The sequence below is a fragment of the Paenibacillus sp. J22P165 genome (assembly GCF_059692015.1).
Window position 1 is genome coordinate 357,691 of sequence record NZ_JCAUAP010000004.1, and the last position, 24,018, is coordinate 381,708.

Sequence of the window (24,018 nt, forward strand, 5' to 3'; positions counted from 1 at the left end):
GTACTTGACAGCCGTGTGCTATATTAAAATAACTAACCTTAGGAGGCTACTCATGTTCCAGCAAATGAATCAGACATATACCGGCGTAAACTTTGGTACGCAAGATTTAAGATATGGTGAGCTAATAAGCTGCACCTTTGATAGTTGTTTGTTTGCAAACGGATCCCTAGAGGAAATCACGACAACGAACTGCCGATTTATTGCGTGTGATTTTCGTGGAGCTTCGCTAAACGGATCCATTCATAAAGAATCTGCTTTTGAAAATTGTACGTTTAACGGAGCCAATCTGTTTGTTTCGAAATTTGAACATTGTAAAATGATGGGATCGGACTTTTCGAGTGCGAGTTTGGATGGCTTGACGATTTATCGTGGGGATTGGTCATATACCAATTTAAGACATAGCAGATTAGGACGACAGGACTTGCGAGGCGTTAAATTTCATGAAGCAGACTTCTCAGGAGCAGATTTGGAAAGGGCTGATTTAAGAGATAGTGATTTGACAATGGCGATTCTAGCAAAAGCTAAGTTACAAGGAGTAGATGTAAGAGGGGCCAAAATGGCAGGCATAGATTTCAAAACGTTCACCATAGCAGGTATGCGAATGGATCGAGAGCAAACGGTCTTATTTTCACTTTCACATGGTGCCAAGGTAGATTGATGTCTTGTTTATGGTATAATGTCTGTGCAAAAGAGGAGGAGAGAGGTACGGATGGCAATCTTTCATTACAATCAGGAACGATTATTTCGCAAGGATCCGGATTTACATTTGCTGCATTGGGGCAAAGAGGATTGTAAGCCTGGCCATGCTGTTGGGCCTGGTGTTCGTGATATGTACAAGATACACCTTATCCATAAAGGGAAAGGGCTTGTTCGTATCGGAAATGTGACGCATCAACTCAATCCGGGTCAAGGATTTCTTATCTTTCCTCATGTGATTAGCTATTATGAAGCGGACCAGTTGGAGCCATGGACGTATTCGTGGATTGGTTTTCAAGGGGCGCAGGTGGAATCGATCGTATCACGTACACGATTATCACCAGAATATGCGGTTTTTCCGATGGATCTCAAGGTAATGCCGACGATGTATGAGCAATTAACAGAGGCGAATACCCATCCAAATAGTGCCGATTTACAGCTCAAAGCTCACTTATTTGCGTTTATGACGGCGCTTCTTGATGTGGCTCCTGCCTCTTCAAGTGGAGATGTACTGCCTACGAAATGGGATAGTTATATCATTCAAAGTATGGAATTCATACATGCTCACTATAATGAGCCGATTTCTATTGAAGGGATTGCAGCGTTTCTTAAGCTGGATCGTAAATACTTTTCGGCTATTTTCAAAGAAGCGACAGGGCTGCCTCCCCAACAATATCTCCTGCAATATCGGATGAATAAAGCAAGTGAATTGCTGGAGAAGAGCAACTATGCCATAGGAGAAATTGCCAACTCCGTCGGCTACCAGGATCAACTGATTTTCTCCAAAATGTTCAAACGTGTAAAGGGTGTATCACCTAAACAATATCGGAATATGAACTACATTAGCGCAGGATGATCAAATAGCAGAGCTGTTAGGCATTTAAAATCCCATCAATTGTGGATAGCTCCTCTTTCGTAAACGCAGGAGCTTTTAATGCTTCAACGGCATCTTCAATTTGGCTGACTTTACTCGCGCCGATTAAGGCTGAAGTCACACGACCGCCTCGCAGCACCCAAGCTAGCGCCATTTGAGACATTTTTTGACCACGCTCATTCGCAAGTGCATTTAATTGTCTCACCTTCGAAATTCGCTCTTCATTAATATCTTCTTCTTTGAGGAAGACGCTTGAACTAGCAGCTCTGGAATCCGGGGCAATGCCGTTCAGATAACGATCCGTAAGAATTCCCTTAAATAGCGGTGAAAAAGCAATTGAGCCGATACCTTCTTCATCCAATACATCCTGAAGACCGTCTTCAATCCAGCGGTTCATCATGGAATAACTTGGTTGATGAATGACACAAGGCGTCCCTAATTGTTTCAGAATGCGGGAGGCTTCTTTCGTCTCCTCAGGCTTATAGTTGGAAAGACCAACGTAGAGCGCTTTACCTTGTTGAACGATTTGGTGCAAGGCAGCCATTGTTTCTTCCAGTGGCGTATTCGGATCTGGACGGTGATGATAGAAGATGTCGACATAGTCTACTTGCATACGTTTCAAGCTTTGATCCAAGCTGGCAATTAGATTCTTCTTAGAACCCCACTCCCCATAAGGACCTGGCCACATATAGTAACCTGCTTTCGTCGAAATGATCATCTCGTCTCGATAAGCAGCGAAATCTCCTTTGAGCATCTTCCCGAACATTTCTTCCGCAGAACCAGGCGGCGGCCCATAATTGTTCGCTAAATCGAAATGCGTGATCCCTAAATCGAAAGCTCTCTTGAGCATTGTTCTGCCGTTCTCGAACGTGTCAATACCGCCAAAATTATGCCACAGGCCTAATGAAATGGCTGGCAGCTTCAGGCCGCTACGACCACTCCGGTTATAAGTCATGGCTTCATATCTGGATGAACTAGCTGAATAAGTCATTTTTGAACCTCCTAATCATGTGAATAAGTTACATTCTAGAGAGATTTGAACCAGAAGACAATGTTCATAAGGATGTTGTTTATGTCCTAATGTCAGATTTGAAAGTCTCGATTATTCCGCATCAATCTACCAAAGAAAGTAATCACTCTCCCCTATGAAGCTCATCATGGATATGATATTTTCTATACCAAACACATGAAGGGGTGTTACCTATGGCAGAACAGGCAATCGCCCATTGTTTGGAAGAGGCTGAAAAGAAGATAACCTATGCGAAAAAAATACTAGAGGAGAATTGGGAAAGTTACATCAACGCTCCTTTTGATTCGGCAAGAGAACATGTGAAAAAAGCAGAACGGCTGCTGGAAGAGGCACGTCAGGCTGGGGATGCAGAAGAAAGCTTGAGCAAAGCTAATCTTGCATCCATGGTAGCTATGGAAGGCTATTTGTGTGCTTTGCCAAGTAGAGCAGCGGAAGCTCGTGGCGTCTGGTATCGCCCTACCGAGCATAGCTTTGAGGAAGTAATCCTCACGTTAGATCGGATGAAAGCGGCAGGCTTTAATGAGTTGTATCTCGAGACTTGGCTCTGGGGCTATACGATTTATCCAAGCCGAATTGCAGTGGAGAAACAGATTGAAGAGCAGCATCCTGCTTTTCGCGGGTGGGATCCACTGGAGGCTTTCGTTCATGAAGGTGAAAAACGAGGGATCGCGGTACACGCTTGGTTGGATGGGTTCATGGTCGGTATCGACCCAACGGGTGGCCCTGTACTGCGTGCCTATCCCGAATGGTCTGCGCGCTCACGAAGACAAGCGGATGCCGAGAAGCCAATGCCACAGCGGGGGACTGGTTACTTTTGGCTCGATATAACGAATCCTGCTGTGCGTCAGTATTTACTGGCCATTGTGAAAGAGATCATTACGAGATATGGCGTTGCGGGTATTAACCTAGATTTCATGCGGTTTCCGCATGTGAATGACGACTGGCAGGACGGCTACTGCTTCAGCCCACATGCCCGTGAAACTTTTCAACGGGAATATGGCAGGAATCCACTTGAGATTCATGCAGACGAGCAGACGGAACTCTGGGCAACATGGACGAAGTGGGTCGAGCAGATCGAGGATGATTTTGTAGAGGAGCTGTACAAGGAGATTAAGCAGATCAGCCCGAAAATAATAGTATCGGCTGCGCCAGAACCAGGTGCGGAGTCTGATAAAATTGGCAATTGGTCGCAGCATGTTGATGTCGTTATTCCTCAGGCTTACTATGAAAAAGCAACACTAGTTCGTGCATCTGTTCAGCTGCACAAAAACGAGCTGCTCCCAGGCAATCTTGTATATAGCGGGATCTATCCGATGTACGCCAAATTGGGAGCGCATGAAACGGTAGAGCAGCTGCTTGCTGCACGTGAGATTGACTGCGGAACCGTCATATTTGCTTTCGGGCAAGCGACGGATGAAACGATACGCGCTTTGCGACAAGGACCTTGGCGAATCGATGCCATATCGACAGGCATGTATCCGCTGGGTGCTGTTCAAGCGGCATTAAACGCGGTGAAAACAGACGTAGAGCAAGTTTACCTTCCACGCCAAGCGGTTCATGAGAAAATGGCGAATGATCTTGTAGGCAGAGTGGACTCCCTCCTTTCTATTTTGCAAAGGCATGAAGTAGAAGAATTGTATGCCCTGCTAGATGAGAAGATTGAAGCGTGCAAGCAATTGCTGTTGAAAGCGAGCGAAGAGGAGACGATTCACGCCTCTGTCGTGCAACAGTTGATGAACACGTTAACAGAAGTGCAAGAGATTCTATGTTACTCCGAGATCAAGCAAGTGAAGTAAAATCGAGCGGGGGTCCCCATTATGAATTTATTAATTGTGGAAGATGAAATCCGTCTCAGAAACGCACTAGCCAACAATATTCCGTGGGATAAACATGGGATTGAGGTCGTAGGTCAAGCTGGTAACGGAGCGGAAGCACTTCGAATCATCGATCGCAAAAAGCCTGATATTATCCTGTTGGATTTGCAAATGCCAGAAATGGATGGGTTAACCTTAGCAAGGCACCTGCGTCAAGTCGATCCTTTGTTAAAGATCATTGTGCTTAGTGGACATGATGATTTCACGTATGCCCAACAGGCGCTGGGTCTTGGCGTTATGAAATATTTGTTGAAGCCAGCCGGCGATGAGGAGATTTTGGAGACGGTGCTAGAAGCAGCGGAGAGGTTGCAGAGCGAGCTTGAGCAGCGTCATAACGAAGATGAGCTAAAAATGAAGTGGAAGCTGCACCTTCCGCAATTGGTTAATGAATTCTTTCAAGGGTTGTTTAATGGGAAATTCGAAGCTTGGGAGATTGAGCAGAAGTGCAAGGATTTACAATTGGATTTGCCAAAAGAAGCTTCATACGCTATAGCTATCGTCGATATGGATCCGATTTCGGAGACTGAACAACGATTTAGCAGAAAAGATATGTCACTGCTTCAATTTTCACTCGGCAGTATCGTGAAGGAAGCACTTTCGAATACACAGAGCTGGGTGTCCACCAATTTTGCGGGCTGTACGGTTATCATTTTTCAACTTGCAAGTGAAGAGGAGCCTAGAATTGCTCTGCAGAAAATTAATGCTTTAACTGAAAAGCTGCTATTCACAGTGAAAAGCTGCCTCAAGCTAAGTGCGAGTGCAGGGATCAGCGGTATGACCGGCAGCATAGCAGATATGAATAAGCTATATGTTCAAGCGGTACGCGCGTTGCAGGATCGAATTGTGCTTGGCCATGATTTGGCAATCCCGTATCGTGCTGAACAGGGGAGAGAGCCAGAGCTGACGTTTCAGCCTAACCTTGAAAAAACACTGGAAATTGCGCTCGAAACAGGGGATTGTGAGAAGGCAATGGAAACGTTAACGGGACTTTGGAACAGCGGGATGGCCAAAGCGGAAACCGTTGATGATATTCGTGAGCATATTCTCTATTTCACCTGTCTATTTATCAGCATGATCCAAAAGCAGGGTTGGCCGGTGAGGGAAGTAGCTGGCGAGGATTATGTGTATTTTCATAACCATTCAGAGCTCGCATCGAAGGAACAAATCCTTTTTTGGCTGCAGCGTATGATAAGAGCGTATTTGGATTATGCCGGCCATAGGCGGAAATCGACGAGTCATGGCATGATCAAGACCATTTTAAGCCTAGTGGAAAATGAGATTGACCAAGAAATGACGTTACATGCTGTCGCAGATAGAATGTATGTCAATTCGTCCTATCTGAGCCGCCTTTTCAAGCAAGAAACAGGGAAAGCCTTTTCGACCTATGTACTGGAAAGAAAAATGGAGCGGGCCAAAGCTATTCTGCAGGAGGGCTCACGTGTGTACGATGCCGCATCTGGCGTTGGGTACAGGGATGTGAGTTATTTTACAAGAGTATTTCGTAAATACTGGGGTGTCACGCCTGGGGAGATTCGTAATTAAATCGTATAGATACCGTTTTATCAGCCTTCTCGATCATCATCGGGAAGGTTTTTTCATTTTTACAGTCGAGAAGTTATCAAAGTACCAAAACAAGTAATATTCCTCTAATTCGCAAAAAAACGGAGGATGATACACTAAGTTTAGAAAGACAGTACGAAGGAGGAGGCACCTTGAGAGAAACGAACACTACAAAGGAAACTGTCCTATCTTTGAAAAAAAATGTTAATAAGAGATATATGCAGCAATTGTGGATCGATGTTAGGAAAGATTGGGATTTATACCTTGCACTTATTCCTGGCATCGCATTCCTCTTGCTGTTCAAGTACACGCCGATGTACGGAATTATTATTGCGTTCAAGGATTTTAATATTTTCGATGGGATGGCAGCAAGTCCATGGGTCGGCATGAAGCATTTCGATAAACTGATTTCCTCTGCAAGCTTCTTGCAAGTATTTCAGAATACGTTGTTGATTTCCGTTTATAAAATCTTGTTTCTCTTTCCACTCCCCATCGTAATTGCTATTTTACTTAATGAATTAAAAAACATCGCGTTTAAGCGAAGCGTGCAAACCGTCGTCTACTTGCCTCACTTCTTATCGTGGGTTATCGTCAGCGGACTATTCATCGATCTGCTCTCCACGAACGGGGGAATGGTCAACAAAATCATCGTTGCTATGGGCGGTGAACCTATCCGATTTTTCCTAGACAGTCAAATTTTCCGCTCTGTACTCATAGGGTCGGCAGGCTGGAAGGAAACGGGATGGAATACGATTATTTATCTAGCTGCCTTAGCAAGTATTGATCCCGGCCTGTATGAAGCAGCGAAGATAGATGGTGCGAATAAATGGAAACAAATCGTACATATCACTTTGCCAGGTTTAATTCCGATCATTTTACTTATGTTCATTCTGCGGCTCGGCTACGTGCTGGAGGCTGGAACGGAACAAATTCTCGTCATGTACAATCCTAGTGTATACAACGTCGCAGACGTAATTGGTACGTATGTGTATCGAATTGGTCTCGGCGAACAAGATTATAGCTTTTCAACTGCTGTAGGAGTATTCGAATCCGTCGTCGCGTTTATTTTGATTCTATCGGGCAATGGTCTGGCTCGAAAGTTTTTTGGACGAGGCATTTGGTAAGTGCTTCTGCTTACAATGCGAGGTTTGCACTAGCAAAGCTTTTAGGAGGCATGGAAGATGAATATGCAAAGCATGCTGAAACCCAAATCAGCCAGAAGGTCTTCAGGCATCCCATCATCGCTCGGCGAGAAGATTTTTACAGTCCTTAACCACCTATTCTTTATACTTCTTGGCTTATCGACGATTTTTCCATTTATTAATCTCATCGCGAAATCGCTGAGCAGTGAGGCGGCAGTCGTAGCGGGAATGGTTAATCTCATTCCAATCGACTTTCAAATAGGAACTTATACGTATGTAGCTAGTAATTCGATGTTTCTAAGTGCGTTCATGATTTCGATTACAGTCACCTTGGTTGGATCCATCATCTCGCTAAGTATGACCACGCTTGCCGCTTACCCGCTCTCTAAGCCTAGACTGAGAGGACGCAAGTTTTTCATCCTGCTGTTTTTATTTACGATGTTGTTTAGCGGTGGGTTGATCCCGACGTATCTGCTCATGCACAAGCTTCATCTAATTAATAAGCTGCCTGTGCTATTCCTGCCATATATGATCAATGTGTACAACATGCTCATTGTCAAAAACTATTTCGAAAGTCTGCCAGACAGCCTTGAGGAATCGGCGAAAATGGATGGGGCCAGCAACATGACGATTCTTGCTCGTATTATTTTACCCCTTTCCATGCCGGTACTAGCGACTATCGCCTTGTTTTATGCGGTTACGTTCTGGAACGATTACTTTACTTCACTAATCTATATTAACTCGGCAGAGTTGAAACCTCTGCAGTTATATTTGAAAGAATTGTTCGTATCATCAACGGACACGTTTATGCGCACTAATGTTGACGCGTCACTCAATGTTTCACCGCAGTCCATTCAGGCGGCATCGATCATTTTAGCTACACTTCCCATTATTTGTGTGTATCCATTTCTACAAAAATATTTTGTTAAAGGTGTTCTTGTAGGCTCTGTAAAGGGTTGAATCTGGAAACAATTTTTTGAAGGGTGGTGGTGGGCCGGCTCTACAATGGTTCCATGATATTTGGTATATTGCGCTATCCATACTCAAAGGGAAAAATAGGGAGGCTCTTACATGGTTAAAAAGATGTTAGTTCTCATGTCCATCACAACGATGGCAGCGGCGATTACGGCTTGTGGCGGAAGTACTCAAACAACGACTAGCAGTTCCACTACGCCAGCAGTTTCAACAGCTCCTGTAGCGACCGTAGAAGCAAATAAGCCGAAACCAGAATTCAAAGCATTGCTGCAATATGCACGATTTGATCCGAATACAGAAGTTGTGGCCAAGTTCCTGAATGAAAAAACGGGCTACAAGGTTACCTACGATATGCTGCCAGTCGAAAATCCGGATGATAAGCTTAATTTGCTCATGGCTAACAAAGAAAAGTATGCCTACATGCTTCTTAGCGGCCCGCAATATTCGAAGCTTGCTGCCTCTGGGGCGCTTGAGCCGATTGATGAGTTGGTAAATAAATATGGCACGAATATGAAAAATGTGATCTCACAAACTTCCTGGAACGGCGCGAAGCTGAACGGTAAAATTTTCGGCATTCCGCAAACGGGATCTGGAACCATTGTTAATACACAGCTTATCGTTCGTCAGGATTGGATGGATGAACTTGGATTAAAAGCACCTACGACGCGTGATGAATTGTATACCGTTTTGAAAACGCTGAAAGAAAAGAAAAATGTGATGGGGTTATCTGGAGGGAAAAGTCCGCTTCTCCCTGAGGTTCTTCCGACATTCGGCATACCGATGGTGCAATCAAACGCAACAACTGGCTGGCAAGATGTTAATGGCAAGCTAGTGAATGCGATTGAGAATCCGAATATGAAAAAATATGTGGAATTTATGAAAAAGCTGTACACGGAGAAATTGATCGATCAGGAATGGTCGCTGAACCAAGCGAATAAAGTAATCGAGAATTTCACAAGTGGTAAAGCGGCGATCATTTCAAATGCTTATTTTAACGCACCAACTGTACAAAATGCCTTATTGAAAAACTCTCCAAACGCGAAAATCGGCAGTTTCCCTTACCTCAAAGGGGATGATGGCAAAGTTCAAGTTATGGGCAGCGCAGGAATCAGCTTCTATGTGGGCATACCGAAATGGGCAGATAACAAAGAAGATATTATTAAATATCTAGATCTGAAGCTGGATAAAGATATTTTCAAAGAAGCGGCGATTGGTAAAGAAGGCGTTCATTATAAGATGGAAAACGGCAATTACTTCCCAATTCTGCCGAAATTCAATGATGAATACAACAATGCTTCAACCTTCTTAACAGGTGTGGATGAGAAAAATTATCCGATCTACTGGCAAGCTCGCGTACGGAAAGATCCGATCTTAACGGAGTCTTTTACAAAAATTCAAGAAGCGGCTAAAGGGAACATTGTTCTTGATCCACTTGCTTTTGCACCACCGCTCGAAGCGATCGGTAAATACAACTTGAAGTTGCAAAAGCTGATGGAAGATACGTTCTTGAAGTACATCACGGGTGCAGAACCGATTGAAAACTATGACAAGTTCGTTGCTCAATGGAAAACAGAAGGCGGCGACGAAATGACCAAAGCAGCTAACGAATGGTACGCAGCAAATAAAAAATAGTCATGTGCCCCCTGCGGTTATGCCGTGGGGGGTTATTTCCTAGAGGGAGTGGAGTTTGAGATGCCTAAGATCGGATTTATCGATTATTTTCTAGATGAATGGCACGCGGAGAAATACCCAGGTTGGATCGACAAAGCGACGGATGGCCGTATGCAGGTTGCGTATGCTTATGGGAAGACCAACATGGAAGGGAAGCTTAGTAATGATGCGTGGAGTGAGAAGAAGGGGATCCAGCTGCTTCACTCCATTGAAGAGGTCGTAGAGAAGAGTGACTATTTGGTCGTTCTATCACCGGATCATCCCGAGTTTCACGAGGAGCTATCCAGTCTGGCATTGCAATCGGGGAAGCCTACCTATATTGACAAAACGTTTGCTCCTGATCGAGCTGCGGCGTTACGAATGTTTGAGCTAGCTGAGAAGCACGGAACCCCTATGTTTTCAACCTCGGCGTTAAGATTTGCAGCGGAGTATGCAGGGATCGATAATGCGGGAATTGAATCTATTAACAGTTTAGGGCCTGGAAAGTTTGAAAATTATGCCATCCATCAAGTGGAGCCGATCGTTTCCTTAATGGGAACGGATGTCAGACGGGTGATGTGGACGGGAACCGACAAGACGCCTTCTCTTCTTATCGGTTATGCAGACGAACGCCAAGCGACAATCAACCTTTATGGCTGGGAATGTCCATTCAACATGGCACTCAGTTATGAAGCGGGAACGTCGAAGTTTATGACAATTGAGTCGGATTTCTTTGGGTCTTTTATTAAGAAATTAGTGGGGTTTTTCGAGTCAGGTAAACCACCTGTCTCCTCAGAGGAGACAATTACTATTGCTACGATTCTAGATGTGGGTATGCAAGCTGCGAAGACGCCGTATCAGTGGCTGACGTTAAAGTAAATGAAAGATCTGGCTTCTCCTGGTGGGAGTGGCCGGATCTTTTTTTGCGTTAGGAACGGCATGGGTGGGTGGGGATGTCGGAAGTGGCAGTCTCATCGCTCAAACTAGTCTGAAAAGACGTGAATCCCTTCTTGAGCGGTCGATAAATGCAGTCTCAGCTGCCTAACATCACCGATTGTACTCTGAGCGGTCGAAAGTGGCACTCTCGGCACTCCAACTAGTCTGAAATGACGTGAATCGCTTCTTGAACGGTCGATAATTGCAGTCTCAGCAGCCTTCCAGCACCGACCGCACTCTGAGCGGTCGAAAGTGGCACTCTCGGCACTCCAACTAGTCTGAAATGACGTGAATCGCTTCTTGAGCGGTCGATAATTGCAGTCTCAGTAGCCGTTCAGCACCGACAGTACTCTGAGCCGTCGAAAGTGGCACTCTCGGCACTCCAACTAGTCTGAAATGACGTGAATCGCTTCTTGAGCGGTCGATAATTGCAGTCTCAGCAGCCTTCCAGCACCGACCGCACTCTGAGCCGTCGAAAGTGGCACTCTCGGCACTCCAACTAGTGTGAAATGATGTGAATCGCTTCTTGAGCGGTCGATAAATGCAGTCTCAGTAACCTATCAGCACCGAAAGCACTCTGAGCGGTCGAAAGTGGCAGTCTCGGCACTCAGTGCCCGTTTTCGCGTGTGTGGGTTGTTTGGGGCATTGAGGTGTATTAATTCGGACTAATTGAGGATTTGGGATGCGAGTGGTGGAATTAGTTCGGTAATTTCGAACTAATGGGGGAATGGGGAATGTATGGGTGGAAGCGGCAAATAGAAAAGAGATAGCCGGTTTAACCGACTATCTCCTGCGCATCAGCGGTAATGAGTGCGGAGTCGCCTAGTTACTCAAGCTCTTCACTAAGATCCTGATCAGCATCCGTCACGCTTGCTTCACTCTTTTCCTTGTGGCTATTGAACACTTTAATCTTGATGTCCGCCTGCATGCCAAGATAGGTGGCTGTGATGGTGGCAGATCCAGGTTTTACAGCTGTGATCGTGCCGTCAGCCGCAATGGATGCCACTTTATCGTGCGAGGAACCGTAGGTTACATCTTGAGTGAGATAGCTCTCTACGCCATCGGAATAAGTTACTTTGAGTGGTGCTTGGTAGGTTTCACCTTTGACAAGGCTGTGTTTGTTTTCGTCAAAACTAAGTTTTGTCACCGCTACGACAGTTACTGTGGATGTAGCGGTTTTGCCCTCAAACGTAGCCGTGATTTCAGCTGTACCAGCTTTCAAGGCAGTTACGATTCCATCAGCTGAAACGGAGGCTACCGACGGATTACTAGATGTGTAAGAAGCCCCAGCTACAACGGCTTTAGTTTGATCTGAGTAGACAGCGGTCGTAACCGATGCATGTTTGTCACCAGCAACAAGTCGATAGGCAGTTGAATCAAGCTCGATACCGGTGAGGATGGGAGCTGTGCGTGTGACGTTAATTGTTTTTTCATTCGTTTTGCGACCGTCAACATAAACGGAGATTTGTACGGCATTGTTACCTATAGCAAGCGGGACAGTGCCAACAAATTCGCCATTACTTGCGACTGTTGCAGGTACACCATTCAAAAGAACACGTGCTGTCCCTGGTCCAATGACGTCAACCTCGCCTTTCATCTCCAGATTAGGCAGTGCTGTACTCGTGTTCGCATCATCTAGATACCCCTGAAGCACAGCCGAGCGTACGTCATCACCGACCTTGTAGGTTCTAGCGACTAGCTGCCTTCTCGTTCTTACGCCAGAAGCATCAAGAGCAGAGATAACGAAGCCGCCTTGTGGGATCACGCTGTTATTCGGAGACATGGTAGCCCAGTTCCAGTTAAGGGCCTGTTGTTGGTTTACAACCTTCGTGACTTTACCTGCGCTGTCTACAATGGCCTCCACGCCGAATGTACTGGTAGCTGTTGTTTGACCGAAGTCATTCGAATAAATGTTAAGATTATTCTCGTTTCGACTCACATTAAATAGATCCGCTTCAAGGAAAGACTCAGGGCTGCCTGGGATGCTGGAGCCGATTTGATAATCCTTTACATATGGCACATCATGGAGCGATGCCTTCACTACGGACCAGTTGACTTGTGAAAGATCAAAGAGCATAAGTCCGTTCGATTGCGATAGGCCAGCTTGGAACACCGAACGCTGCAGTGGAGGATCCTGGATGTTCGCCAGAGCGATACTCGCGTACATGGGAACTTCACCGTTTGTTACGATATTGCCCAAGGTAATATGATGTTCGATTTCTTTTTGTGTTGTTTGATACGTACCAATCATAAGGAAATCGATGTTACCTGCATAGCCAGTCTGTGCATACGAATCTGTATAAAGGCTATCGTCCGGTAATTGCAAACGGCGGTCATATTTGAAATTCGGGCTGCCCCAGTGGACGCCGTTCAAGTAGTAGGACTCGAACCAGGAACCCACATAAGCAGAGGAATAGACCTTATGACCTTTCAAAGCGGTGTAACGATCGGTGAGTAAACGGACATCATCCGTAAATGTCTTGATCGTTTGTGAGCGGAACTCCCACCAGTCATTGATGAGTGGCCCCGCTTGGCGCACGTTGTTCACATAGCTAAACACATCGGCAGGCCAATTCGTTAACGATTTGCCCCGTGCAGCGAGGAACGTCTCAAACTTAGCTCGTGTCAACGGGCTAAAGTCGGCTGTCTCATTGTCATAACGGGTGCGATCGAGAACAACGCCATCTACATCATAGTTCTTGATTACTTCTTCCATGTTCTTTAACTCAAACGCTCGAACATCATCATTGGCTGGGTTTACAAAAGCAACGAGAGATTTGCCCGATGTATAGTATTTGCTTTCACGCAGCCGCAAAATTTGTCCATTATCCTCAGGGCGATACACTTGCTCTTCCCAATCTAGATGCTGGTTCAGCAGTGCATACTCGTTGTGCGCAGGCGAACCTTCGGCAAAAACGTTGAAGGCTGCGTGGATTTTAATCCCTAGCTGATGCCCGTACTTGATAAACTCCTCCAGCATATCCAGATTCGGATTCGCACCCGCACGCGTCGGTGCGGTCATCTTTGAGATATGCGGACGGCCAGTCAAATCGTTCTTCTTATAGTTGGCGAAGCCTTCGACGCCTTTGACATCAAGCGCAACGGCTGTTACGCCAGCATCATTCGCTTTGGTTAGCATATCGCGAATGTTCTCGGGGGTCTGCAATTTGAAAATATTAGTACCTTGGTCAACCCAGAGGACGACTTCCTTAGCCGTGCTCGTTTGTTTCTTATAAAACGCGACTAACGTCTTACGATCGTTTTCTACGCCGTTCTTGGAGGCGACGACATCTAAATAATTAACCCCCTCAGTAAGGTTAATTTCACCTTGGAAGGTGCCGTTAGTCTGTAAAGTAACTGTTTGTTGGTTGATGCGGAGCCCATAAGTGACGCCGGATTCTACGTTTTCAAGCTTGCCGGAAACCGTCGTTTTCGGTGTGGTTACTGTAAACCAATCGTCATTGTCCAGTTTAAGACGTGCTTGTGGTCCTTGGCCTGTCATGAGTGCAGTGACGGGAACGACTTCACCATTTTTGCGCAGCTTAATGAGGTCGCCGACCTTGAAATTTTTGGCGAGGTACTGTTTAAAGGTTTTATTCGCCCAACTGTCATCGTTGGCTACGAGGATGTAGCCGCCTTGCGGGATCACAAGGGTTGTAGGTCCTGTCCAGACGGGCACAGCTCCGTTGATGGAAGGGTTAACAACCCGTGTCACGTGATTCGTCGCATCGACGACAACACCGACAGAAGTGGTGCCAACGGTAACGGATGTTGCAAATTCCGTCGTGTACAAAGCAACATAATCGGTGATTCGACTCATATCGGTGTCAACGGCATTAATTTGCTTGCGCGGACCTTCAATATCAATGGTGATATCGACAGGCGCAGCTTCAACTTCAATAAAATCGGTGGGACTGATTGCCGCAGATGCGGTTATGGACCAAGAAGAAGCGAGTAATGTAATCAATAAGGTCATGATTAGCCATTTCGATTGTTTCACTGGTTTCACGTTCCTTCCCTAGAAGCGGATTTCTTCACCTTTTTCGCTAGATTCATAGACACCGCAAAGTATTTTCATCATTTCGACCCCATCCTGTACAGGAGAAAGGGTTTCCTTTTTACCTTGACACACTTCAATAAAGTAATTGATTTCATCCTGAAAACCGGCAACAAAATCAAAGCTCAAGTTATTGATCTGTGGTGTGAGGTTCAAAATCGTATCGTACTTCTCCGTAATGATGGATAGCTGCGGCTCCAACTCGGCTCCGCCTTTTTCCCCATAGAGCTTCACTGTCAATTCATCTTCCTTAGCATGAAGTGTAAAGCTGACATCTACAAGAATGGAAGCACCGTTTTCAAAGCGAATTAAGGCATTCGCCAAGTCTTCGACCGTATTATGCGTAGGGTCATAATCAGCTGCTTTGTAAAAAGCGAGATTTTTCACGTTGGCACGGTTGCCAAGTTTCTTGTACGTATTGCCAGAGATGGATTTCACTTTAGGTCGACCCATCAAATACCAACAAAGGTCAATGACATGTACCCCAACATCAATCAATGGGCCGCCGCCAGAACGTTCAACATCGGAAAACCAGCCACCTGGATTGCCGAGACGACGAATACAAGAAGCTTTTGCATAGTATATTTCGCCGAGCTCATTGTTATCGAGGAACGATTTGATGATGCGGGTATTCGAAGCATATCGGCGCACGAAGCCGACCTGAAGCGTTTTACCCGTACGTCGAACAGCATCCTCTACAGCAAGCGCTTCGTTTACCGAGGTACAGAGCGGTTTTTCGGTGAGTACGTTTTTACCAGCCTCTAAGGCAGCAATGGAGATTTGAGCATGACTATTGTTCCACGTACAGATGCTAATTGCATCTACAGCCTCATTGGCGAGCAGCTCCTTATAGTCTGTGTAAATGTGTGGAATTCCGTATTTCTCAGCTTTTGCTTTTGCGCGCTCCTCATTCAAATCACAAATCGCATAAAGCTCTGCATCCGGATTATTGTGATAGGATTTCAAATGCATTTCAGAAATGGAGCCTGCGCCAATAACGCCAATACGTATTTTACTCATCTACGAACACCTCTTCATTAGAATAGTCAAGCTTAAACGGGACGAATCGTGGGCCAAGACAGCTCGATGCCGTAGCTTTCAAGCTTACGTTGGAAAATGTGAAGCTCAGATTCCGTATTACGTACCTCACGGGGGATCATTCCGCGATCGATGGAGTGACTTGCTAGAAATCCAGCGGCTTCGCCAATGTTCCATTCGACAGGATGTAGACGATAGCAGCCGTTCGTAATGTGGGTAACGCCTAGATTCTTACATGCTGGAAGTAAATTGTTCATACGAATGGGAATCAAGCTGCCCAGTGGAATCTGGAACGGTAAGGAAGAAATATCTATATAATGACGATTGCCCGTGCTCGGGTGAAGGTCTATGCGATAACAGCCGATACCCACGGAATCAGGGAAAATCTCCGCTTTCCCATCAGGCCGGCAAGCAGTGCTTACATGCTGCTCCAAGACGGTGAATTCCGCTTTAATTCTGCGCGACTCTCGTATGTAGGGATACATAGCCAGTCCGTCCTCGGTCCCGACGATATCTTTGCGCAGTCGAAGGCCGGGGTAGCCTTGCCCACCGTCAGGTCGTGGCGCTTCTGTTTGAAGCCAATAAAGCAGCGATAGACTAAGCTGTTTGGCATCCCAGAGGCTTCGCTCTCTGTCCTCCTCGTTGACATCGATAATCGAACCTAACCAGTAGTCATTCTGCGGCCAGTTGACGAGGGTGATGTCGCCAGGATAAAAGCCATCCTGAAAGTTCTTGCTATCAATAATGCGTCGGTAGAAAAATAGGGAGTACTTTTCAGTGCCTTCAAATAGTTCATAGGAAACAGGCTCTAGCGTTTGAGGGCGAACACCGGACCAGCTGAGCAAACGATCAGGCCAGAATTCCGCTTTGTATTCCTTCCAGAAATCGTAGCGCTCAGGACGTGCAATGGTGTGATCTTCACCTTCGATATAATCCATGGCGAAGCAGTAAGTAAAGCCCTGCATGTCCTGTGGCAATGCTTCGCCATCTACCGCATGGGGCTCGCCAGTCTCGCTTTTGGACTCGGCTCCTGTCACGTATTCCGCGCCAGCTAGCGGCAGCACATCGCCACACTCTGTGGCGTCAAGGAAATAGGCGGCAGTTAACAACACCTGATCGCCACTCATCAAATTGCGAACCGTGATAGAGCGGACATCATCGCCCTCGACAGAGACGGATTCGATGCGATGGCGAGTTAGAATTTGCAGCCTCCCACTATTTACGTAGGGAGCAAGCATATCCTGCAAGACGGCTAAAGCAGCACGCGGCTCGTGACATAGGCGTGAAACGCCGCCATTACCGGGATTAAGCAGCGCTCGTGTACGTGCCTCTGCAGTAAGCGGGAAATGGCGGCGATAATAGTCACGCACCCCTTCCCGAAACTGCCGATAGGTGCGTGTGCAGCCAAATTGTTCGATCCACGGATGTTCATCTGGCGGAACAGCCTGACTCGTTAATTGGCCGCCAATCCAGTCCGTTTCCTCGGTCATGATGACTTGTTTCCCTGACTTGGCAGCGGCGAGAGCTGCAGTGCAGCCGCCGGTACCACCGCCGATTACGACGATATCAGCATGGTATTCATGCATAATAGGTGTGTTGTTTGTGGTCACCAATGCAGATAGTCCCTCCTTTTACCAATTCGCCTGTAGTCATTCACAGGTTATCCCTATTGTATTACAGCTGGTAAAGAGCCACAGCGGAGGACCATGACTTCTTTTGGTACTTTAATAACCCATTGGCTATGAAAAAAAAGGGATTGCCTTCTAGAAGGCGAAGTTTCATAACAAGCAAGTAGAGGAATAGACGGTAAGCGAAAGTAGAGGAGGATATGCAAGATGGCGAATCAACAACAACCAAGTAACCCCTTGCACTTGGATTCGAATATGCGGATTCAACAATTGGTGGACGATACGTATCATTGGTTTTCACCACTCGAGCAGCCATTTCACGTAGCAGGCTTTGGCTGGCTGAACGAGGAGAGGCTTTATCGCAGGTTGCCAACACACCCAGCGTGGGAACTCCCGGAAGCAGTGAATAGCTTGGCAAATTGCACGGCTGGCGGACAAATTCGCTTCACGACGAATGCAACTTCGTTAGCTATCCAAGTGAAACTGGCAGGGGCTGCGAATATGTACCATATGCCAGCAACGGGACAGTGCGGTTTCGACTGCTACATAGGCGCTCCGGGGGAACAGTTTTATTACAGCACAACCCTTTATGATGCCAAGCTTACGGAATTCGAAAGTGTATTGTTTGCGGATATGGAGCCAGAATATCGAAGTATTACGTTGAATTTTCCACTCTATCAAGGCGTAGTAGAAGTTTGGGTCGGTGTAGACCAAGCTGCTCAAATCACACCTCCTGTTGCCTATGATAACAAGGAGAAAATCATTTTTTATGGTACATCTATCACGCAGGGAGGTTGTGCTTCACGACCTGGCATGGCGTATACCAATATATTATCAAGGCGTATTAATAGAGAATTCCTGAACTTAGGTTTCTCAGGGAATGGCAAAGGAGAGCCAGAGCTTGCGCATCTTGTAGCAGAAATACCAGACCCAGCGTGTCTCGTGTTGGACTATGAGGCAAATTGCGTTTCGTCAGAAAGACTACAACAGACATTGCCTGAATTTATTCGTATTTACCGCAACCAACATGCGCTGACGCCAATACTCGTGATCTCAAGCATTTCATACGCAAAGGAACGCTTTCAAACACAGTTGCGGCAGGAGAAAGAGAAGCGCAAGCAAGTCCAGATGCGAACGGTTGAACAGCTGCAAGAAAATGGTGACGCTAACATTTATTATTACGAGGGCGCTCAATTGCTTGGTGAAAATGCTCACGAATGTACAGTCGATGGTGTTCATCCGACGGATCTCGGGTTTATGCGGATGGCAGATGGACTGACACCGTTACTGAAGAAGATACTAACTTCTTGATTGCTTGTTTGGCTAAGTCTGAAGGGGTGATGGTTCGATGAAAAGATTGCAAACAACCTTGCTGGTCATTCTCTTAGGCTGTTTAACAGCTGGCTGTGGCATTCCGAAATTGGATATGAATGAAGAAAATAGAGGGGATACCGCTAACGAACCCACGATACGAATCGTGGCGAATAGCCTAGGTATGAACTTTCCAGAAAACATGGATGAGAATCATAATCCCTATCTAAGCTATATTGAAAAGAATATTGGCGTTCAGGTCAATGTCACGCTTCCTCCACTGAATGGTTATGATGAAAAGTTAAACGTTATCATGGCATCCGGCGAGCCGCCTGATTTGTTGAATACCAGTGATCCATCGTGGTTTATTCATTTTGTTAATCAAAAGGCGCTTACCCCATTAAATGATTACATTGATAAATATGGGGCTAATTTAAAAGCCAAAATTCCAAAAGAAGCTTGGGATAATGTCACTGTGAACGGCAAGATCTATGCCATACCAAGCTTGAACGAAGTAAAGGGAACCGAAATCATGTATGCCCGCAAAGACTGGCTCGATAAGCTCGGTCTACAGCCCCCGAAGACGATTGAAGAATATACGACGGTGATGAGGGCTTTTGCTCAAAGAGATCCAGATGGTAATGGAAAAAATGATACCTATGGCGTATCGATTCTAGAGCGTCTTCGCAGAACGTCGCCTTTTCTTGGCGCTTTTGGCGTACAAATGAAAGCGTGGTACAAACGGGACGGAAAGCTGGTATACTCGGGTATTCTTCCGGAAATGAAAGAGGCGCTGATGTATCTTCGTGGCTTGTACGACGAGGGTATACTAGATCCGGAATTCCCGCTGAATAAAATTGACGTCCTGGGTGAAAAGATTGCGAATGGACGAGTCGGCCTATTCTCGGCAGCTTGGTCGGATACGCGCGCCCATATTGCAGCCAATCGTAAAAAAGATCCGAATGCCGTATGGATTCCGCTAGAATTTCCGGTCGGTCCTGGCGGGAAGCATGGCGTATACAGCACCTCAATCGTCCGATCCTACAATGTGGTTCCTATCAAAAGTGAGAAGCCAGAAGCGGTCGTTAAATTTTTGGATTTCGTCGCTGGCCCAGGTCAAACCAGCCTCAAGCTAGGTTTTGAGAATGAAATTTGGACCCGAGTGAACGGGAAATTATCTATTCGTTTTGATGAACATGCGAAGCACGGTTATCGTGGCATTTATGGCGCATTAGCGGATATGGCAGATCCGATCGTAACGAAAGATCGACTGGAGGCACTCGGTGAGCAGTTTCATTTATACGACAACATTCAGCGGATTGAGAACAATTTAATGGAAGATCAGTTCAATGGACCGCCAACACCGGCTATGGGTAAACACCAAGTTAAGCTGTCTAAGCTGCAAGAGGAGACATTTACACGAATCATTGCGGGATTGAGTCCGATAGAAGAATTTGATGCGTTTGTGAAAAAGTGGAAGGAATCCGGCGGTGATGAAATTACCGGGGAAGTAAACGAGTGGTGGCGCGAAACCACCAAATAAGGAGTGCGTTTCCGGCAATCTGTCGGAGTGTGAGCGGTCATGAATGGAGGTTGCCGAAATGACCAAAGAAATACTTCCCAAAATTCGAAAATTGCTTGCCGGTTACATCCAAGTTCGGTTAACTTGGTATTTTTTACTTATTCTACTTCCGTTAGCAGGGTTCAGTCTTTTTGCCATTGCCAAATCGCAGTCGATCGTAGAGGTACAGACGGGAGAGCGGACACAAGGCGCGCTGCACACCATGACGGATTATATTGATCTGACCTTGCAAAATATCGAGCAGTTGTCCTCTTTGATCGCTTTCGATACGAATGTCAATACCACGCTGCAGTCTGTCGGTCAAGAACCAGAGAAACAGTCATTCGTTCATTTTGCTCAAGTGATGGATCAGATCACGAGTATGACGACGGTTAATCTCATAATCGACCAAATTACAATTATCCATATGCCATCACGCACCGTCATTTCCACGAAATTCGGTGGAGGCAAGCTGCCTAGCGGGGCAGAGAATCAGGAATGGTATCGAAATTTAATGGAAGCTAATGGGGGGACGATTTTCTTTACTCCGCAACAAGGTGAGTCGTATTTTGATGCCGATAGTGTGCATCTGATTCGGACCATGGACCCCTATAATCGTACGTTGATGAATCCGAACTTGCTTATCCTTTCGGTAAAAAAGAGTGCGCTAATCGAGCTTGCAAAACCGCTGCTGCCTTCGAAAAATGCGAATATCTATCTATTTGATAATGACGGAAGATCGATAACCGGCACGGGCGGAAGTGTGAATTCCCAAGTGTGGGGCAAGGTGGATAAAGTAAGGACGATTCGTAAATCACCACAGACCGGTACGGAGATGGTAACGATCAGCGTGAAGTCGAAACTATCCGGATGGACGCTGATGATGGAGCAGCCTTTGTGGGAAATTCGGAGTCATACCGACTCGTTAAAAATTTTCTCCTATGGCATTCTAGTTGTCAGCTTGGTACTTGCCATCTGGACGTCCTGGATCATTTATCGAGGTATTTCCGCGCCATTGCGGAAGCTGGCCTATGGGATGAAGCAGCTCCGAACCGGTAATTTTACCATTCAGCTTGAAGATACACGGATTGATGAATTGGGCTATGTGATCGAATCTTTCAATCGGATGGCGGAGAATCAGAAAACGCTAATCCGGGATCACTACGAGAAGCAATTGTTATTGTCCAAAATGGAATTGAAATTTTTGCAGTCACAAATTAATCCTCATTTCCTCTACAACACGCTGGATTCGATTTATTGGACAGCTAAAAACTATGAGGCTGATGAAATCAGTGAAATGGTGTTGAATCTGTCGAAATTTTTCCGACTAAGCCTTAACAAGGGGAATGAGACATTTCCGGTAAAAGAAACGATCGAGCATTTGAAATACTACATTAAAGTGCAGCAGTTACGATTCCTTGATCATTTCACGGTTCGCTTCGAGATTGATGAGGAAAGTGCGCACTATCATGTGCTGAAGCTTCTCCTGCAGCCTTTGGTGGAAAATGCGGTTCTGCATGGTTTGGAGAAACAGAGTGGGGGCGGTGAACTCGCCATTTCCTCCTATCTGGATGGAAGCTATCTCGTTCTTGAAGTGTGCGACAACGGAGTAGGTGTCAGTCCAGATCGACTCACCTATATTTGCGGTAAATTGGAGGAGGCTTCTAAGCAAGCTGGGGAAGGCATATCTACGGATTTGAAAAAGGAGAAGGATCTATTCGGCCTGCGTAACGTCGTTGCCCGAATGAAAATGTACTATGGCAATGAATCACAGTTCCTATTCGAGAGCGGTTCTCACATGGGAACCCGAATTACGCTACGCCTTCCTCTAGCTATGTGTGAATCGTCTTTAGAGGAGCGGGCAGGGTAAAATAACATCCCACTGATAGAGACCTCCGGAAGCAGCTGCTCCGGAGGTTTTCTATATAGTGACACTCCCGCCTTAGTAAGCCAGCGTAGTCGCTTAATTGTTCACCCCATTTATCTCCTCACTATCCCTTTGGCTCAGAAGAACAGTTGTGGAGGGCTAGTTAGGGAAGTATATCCTGAGTGAAAGGGATAGTGGAAGTGGAGTGAGAGTAATTGATGTATATCACTTCAGGCGGTGTTCTAAAAGCGTTGTTTTCTGAGGAAATTGGCCAAAGGATGGAGGAAGGCGAGGCAAATAGATGGATTTTTTCCAGTTAAATTCTAGGGAATATCGATTATTTGAAGAATAGATGGATAACATACAGTTAATTTATTACATTTTTATATAAATGAATAAAACCAGCATTTTTAACTACATTTTTTACAGTTAAACTGAGTTTTCGAGGAAATTACACATAAATAGCTGTACATTTTCCAGTTAATCCAAAATTTCCAGCATGACCTTCTCCAACCCAACCCAACCCAACCCAACCCAACCCACGTCGGTTGAGAAAATTTGTAAATGGATCTTTACAGTGCTGAAAGGCATGCTATACTGAAAATAAAACCAAGGTTTCATTTTTGTGAAAGAGGTGAATGAATGCCGGCAACGCGTACGTTAGTCATTCAAAACGGCACGATCATTGCAGCCGATCGCTTAATTCCTAATGGGGTTGTTCTTATCGAGAACGGTCTCATCGTGAGTGTCGGTGAAGCAGAACAAGTGCAAATACCACAGGGTTATCCCGTGTTAGATGCACAAGGCGCCTACATAGCTCCAGGCTTCATTGATATCCACTGTCATGGCGGTGGCGGTGTATGGTCATGGGAGCATCCGTATGAGTTCGCAATTGCCCATTTGAAACATGGGACGACAGCTATTCTTCCAACCTTTACCTACAACGAGAGCAGAGAGCAGGTAAAGACAGGCATTCAAACCATTTTATCCAGCATGAACTCCGAAAAACCCTTCGCACAGGCCATTGTAGGCATTCATATGGAAGGCCCCTACATTAATAAGAAATATGGCGCAATCACTTCACCTATTCGTCCTGTTGACCCTATGGAATACCAAGAAATTTTACAAGCTGCTGGGAAGCACATTAAAGTTTGGACACTCGCACCTGAGCTGGATGGTCAGGAAGCCTTTGTGAATGAAGCTGCGAAATATGAGATTTCATTCTCTGTTGGACATTCCGAAGCGACTGCGGAGCAAATATTCCGCTTTGTCCCGCAAGGACTGCGTATCGGCTGCCATTGTACGAATGCATCAGGCATAACACCTTCACCGTCCAGATACGGGGGAACTCGTGAGGTTGGTGTCGATGAGGCGGTACTCGTTCATGACGATATTTATGCCGAAGTCATTCCTGATGCAGAGGGGATTCATGTACGTCCCTTGATGCTGAAGCTTATTCACAAGACCAAGGGTACTGACCGTGTCATCATTATTACGGATGCTATGCCTGATGCAGGTGTTCATAATGGCAGCAGTTCCGATGTGAATTGGAATCATCTTGGTCATTTGGCCGGCAGCTGTTTAACGATGGACAGAGCTGTTCACAATATGATGAACCATGCATCAATCGGGCTCGTGGATGCATTCCGTATGGCTTCGCTGAATCCAGCAAAAGTCATACATATGGACGATCAGATGGGGAGTATCGAGCCTGGGAAGTTAGCCAATCTCCTACTCATTGATGAAGAAATTCATGTGAAACATGTGATTCTACAAGGACAAAGCGTCAGTTTCTAATACGCAGGATGGTGGGTGATGA

16 protein-coding genes are annotated in these 24,018 nt (G+C 45.9%); 12 read left to right on the forward strand and 4 right to left on the reverse strand.

What is annotated here, in order from left to right:
- Positions 1–52 precede the first annotated feature (52 nt).
- Both AC58QM_RS11880 and AC58QM_RS11885 read left to right on the forward strand, forming a co-directional pair.
- A complete protein-coding gene (locus AC58QM_RS11880; RefSeq protein WP_497284114.1) occupies positions 53–658 on the forward strand; it encodes a pentapeptide repeat-containing protein in 606 nt (201 codons plus the stop codon).
- 51 nt (positions 659–709) lie between these two features.
- Complete coding sequence (locus tag AC58QM_RS11885) at positions 710–1,552, forward strand: AraC family ligand binding domain-containing protein (protein WP_497284116.1); 843 nt, start codon at positions 710–712, stop codon at positions 1,550–1,552.
- Between the two features lie 16 nt (positions 1,553–1,568).
- On the opposite strand, the gene mgrA is transcribed toward AC58QM_RS11885, so the two are convergent.
- Entirely contained in the window at positions 1,569–2,561 is a 993-nt protein-coding gene (gene mgrA / locus AC58QM_RS11890) for an L-glyceraldehyde 3-phosphate reductase (RefSeq protein ID WP_497284117.1), read from the reverse strand.
- A 212-nt stretch (positions 2,562–2,773) separates the two neighbouring features.
- Here mgrA and AC58QM_RS11895 point away from each other — a divergent pair, with 212 nt between their 5' ends.
- From AC58QM_RS11895 to AC58QM_RS11920, 6 genes are all read left to right on the forward strand, one after another.
- Positions 2,774–4,396: a glycoside hydrolase family 10-like protein gene (locus tag AC58QM_RS11895; RefSeq protein ID WP_497284119.1), complete on the forward strand. Its 1,623-nt coding sequence runs from the start codon at positions 2,774–2,776 to the stop codon at positions 4,394–4,396.
- Between the two features lie 21 nt (positions 4,397–4,417).
- The gene (locus AC58QM_RS11900; protein WP_497284120.1) at positions 4,418–6,016 is read left to right on the forward strand and encodes a response regulator; all 1,599 of its coding nucleotides are present in this window, start codon (positions 4,418–4,420) and stop codon (positions 6,014–6,016) included.
- A gap of 236 nt (positions 6,017–6,252) precedes the next feature.
- On the forward strand, positions 6,253–7,158 hold the full coding sequence (locus AC58QM_RS11905) for an ABC transporter permease (protein ID WP_497284463.1): 906 nt from the start codon (positions 6,253–6,255) through the stop codon (positions 7,156–7,158).
- Positions 7,159–7,221: 63 nt separating this feature from the next.
- Positions 7,222–8,136: a carbohydrate ABC transporter permease gene (locus AC58QM_RS11910; protein WP_497284465.1), complete on the forward strand. Its 915-nt coding sequence runs from the start codon at positions 7,222–7,224 to the stop codon at positions 8,134–8,136.
- Between the two features lie 111 nt (positions 8,137–8,247).
- Complete coding sequence (locus tag AC58QM_RS11915; RefSeq protein WP_497284121.1) at positions 8,248–9,783, forward strand: type 2 periplasmic-binding domain-containing protein; 1,536 nt, start codon at positions 8,248–8,250, stop codon at positions 9,781–9,783.
- 60 nt (positions 9,784–9,843) lie between these two features.
- Complete coding sequence (locus tag AC58QM_RS11920; RefSeq protein ID WP_497284123.1) at positions 9,844–10,680, forward strand: Gfo/Idh/MocA family oxidoreductase; 837 nt, start codon at positions 9,844–9,846, stop codon at positions 10,678–10,680.
- An 883-nt stretch (positions 10,681–11,563) separates the two neighbouring features.
- On the opposite strand, the gene AC58QM_RS11925 is transcribed toward AC58QM_RS11920, so the two are convergent.
- Genes AC58QM_RS11925 through AC58QM_RS11935 form a run of 3 tightly spaced genes read right to left on the reverse strand, consistent with a single transcriptional unit; the run spans position 11,564 to position 17,418 of the window.
- Positions 11,564–14,746 (reverse strand): Ig-like domain-containing protein, encoded by a 3,183-nt coding sequence (locus AC58QM_RS11925; protein ID WP_497284125.1) that lies wholly within the window; start codon positions 14,744–14,746, stop codon positions 11,564–11,566.
- A gap of 9 nt (positions 14,747–14,755) precedes the next feature.
- Positions 14,756–15,814, reverse strand: a complete 1,059-nt coding sequence (locus AC58QM_RS11930; RefSeq protein WP_497284127.1) for a Gfo/Idh/MocA family protein — start codon at positions 15,812–15,814, stop codon at positions 14,756–14,758.
- Positions 15,815–15,846: 32 nt separating this feature from the next.
- Positions 15,847–17,418 carry an FAD-dependent oxidoreductase gene (locus AC58QM_RS11935; RefSeq protein WP_497284467.1) on the reverse strand — a complete coding sequence of 524 codons (1,572 nt, stop codon included), beginning with the start codon at positions 17,416–17,418 and terminating at the stop codon, positions 15,847–15,849.
- A 249-nt stretch (positions 17,419–17,667) separates the two neighbouring features.
- On the opposite strand from AC58QM_RS11935, the gene AC58QM_RS11940 reads away from it, so the two are divergent.
- From AC58QM_RS11940 to nagA, 4 genes are all read left to right on the forward strand, one after another.
- A complete protein-coding gene (locus tag AC58QM_RS11940) occupies positions 17,668–18,771 on the forward strand; it encodes an SGNH/GDSL hydrolase family protein (protein ID WP_497284129.1) in 1,104 nt (367 codons plus the stop codon).
- A gap of 37 nt (positions 18,772–18,808) precedes the next feature.
- The gene (locus AC58QM_RS11945; protein WP_497284131.1) at positions 18,809–20,314 is read left to right on the forward strand and encodes an extracellular solute-binding protein; all 1,506 of its coding nucleotides are present in this window, start codon (positions 18,809–18,811) and stop codon (positions 20,312–20,314) included.
- A gap of 58 nt (positions 20,315–20,372) precedes the next feature.
- On the forward strand, positions 20,373–22,202 hold the full coding sequence (locus AC58QM_RS11950; protein WP_497284133.1) for a cache domain-containing sensor histidine kinase: 1,830 nt from the start codon (positions 20,373–20,375) through the stop codon (positions 22,200–22,202).
- Positions 22,203–22,841: 639 nt separating this feature from the next.
- Positions 22,842–23,996 carry an N-acetylglucosamine-6-phosphate deacetylase gene (gene nagA, locus AC58QM_RS11955; protein WP_497284135.1) on the forward strand — a complete coding sequence of 385 codons (1,155 nt, stop codon included), beginning with the start codon at positions 22,842–22,844 and terminating at the stop codon, positions 23,994–23,996.
- Positions 23,997–24,018: the final 22 nt, after the last annotated feature.

What these genes read in the sequence shown, in the direction of transcription:
- AC58QM_RS11880 (WP_497284114.1), top strand. Translation starts at nt 53, where the DNA reads ATGTTCCAGCAAATGAATCAGACATATACCGGCGTAAACTTTGGTACG.
- AC58QM_RS11885 (WP_497284116.1), top strand. Translation starts at nt 710, where the DNA reads ATGGCAATCTTTCATTACAATCAGGAACGATTATTTCGCAAGGATCCG.
- mgrA (WP_497284117.1), bottom strand. Translation starts at nt 2,561, where the DNA reads ATGACTTATTCAGCTAGTTCATCCAGATATGAAGCCATGACTTATAAC.
- AC58QM_RS11895 (WP_497284119.1), top strand. Translation starts at nt 2,774, where the DNA reads ATGGCAGAACAGGCAATCGCCCATTGTTTGGAAGAGGCTGAAAAGAAG.
- AC58QM_RS11900 (WP_497284120.1), top strand. Translation starts at nt 4,418, where the DNA reads ATGAATTTATTAATTGTGGAAGATGAAATCCGTCTCAGAAACGCACTA.
- AC58QM_RS11905 (WP_497284463.1), top strand. Translation starts at nt 6,253, where the DNA reads ATGCAGCAATTGTGGATCGATGTTAGGAAAGATTGGGATTTATACCTT.
- AC58QM_RS11910 (WP_497284465.1), top strand. Translation starts at nt 7,222, where the DNA reads ATGCAAAGCATGCTGAAACCCAAATCAGCCAGAAGGTCTTCAGGCATC.
- AC58QM_RS11915 (WP_497284121.1), top strand. Translation starts at nt 8,248, where the DNA reads ATGGTTAAAAAGATGTTAGTTCTCATGTCCATCACAACGATGGCAGCG.
- AC58QM_RS11920 (WP_497284123.1), top strand. Translation starts at nt 9,844, where the DNA reads ATGCCTAAGATCGGATTTATCGATTATTTTCTAGATGAATGGCACGCG.
- AC58QM_RS11930 (WP_497284127.1), bottom strand. Translation starts at nt 15,814, where the DNA reads ATGAGTAAAATACGTATTGGCGTTATTGGCGCAGGCTCCATTTCTGAA.
- AC58QM_RS11935 (WP_497284467.1), bottom strand. Translation starts at nt 17,418, where the DNA reads ATGCATGAATACCATGCTGATATCGTCGTAATCGGCGGTGGTACCGGC.
- AC58QM_RS11940 (WP_497284129.1), top strand. Translation starts at nt 17,668, where the DNA reads ATGGCGAATCAACAACAACCAAGTAACCCCTTGCACTTGGATTCGAAT.
- AC58QM_RS11945 (WP_497284131.1), top strand. Translation starts at nt 18,809, where the DNA reads ATGAAAAGATTGCAAACAACCTTGCTGGTCATTCTCTTAGGCTGTTTA.
- AC58QM_RS11950 (WP_497284133.1), top strand. Translation starts at nt 20,373, where the DNA reads ATGACCAAAGAAATACTTCCCAAAATTCGAAAATTGCTTGCCGGTTAC.
- nagA (WP_497284135.1), top strand. Translation starts at nt 22,842, where the DNA reads ATGCCGGCAACGCGTACGTTAGTCATTCAAAACGGCACGATCATTGCA.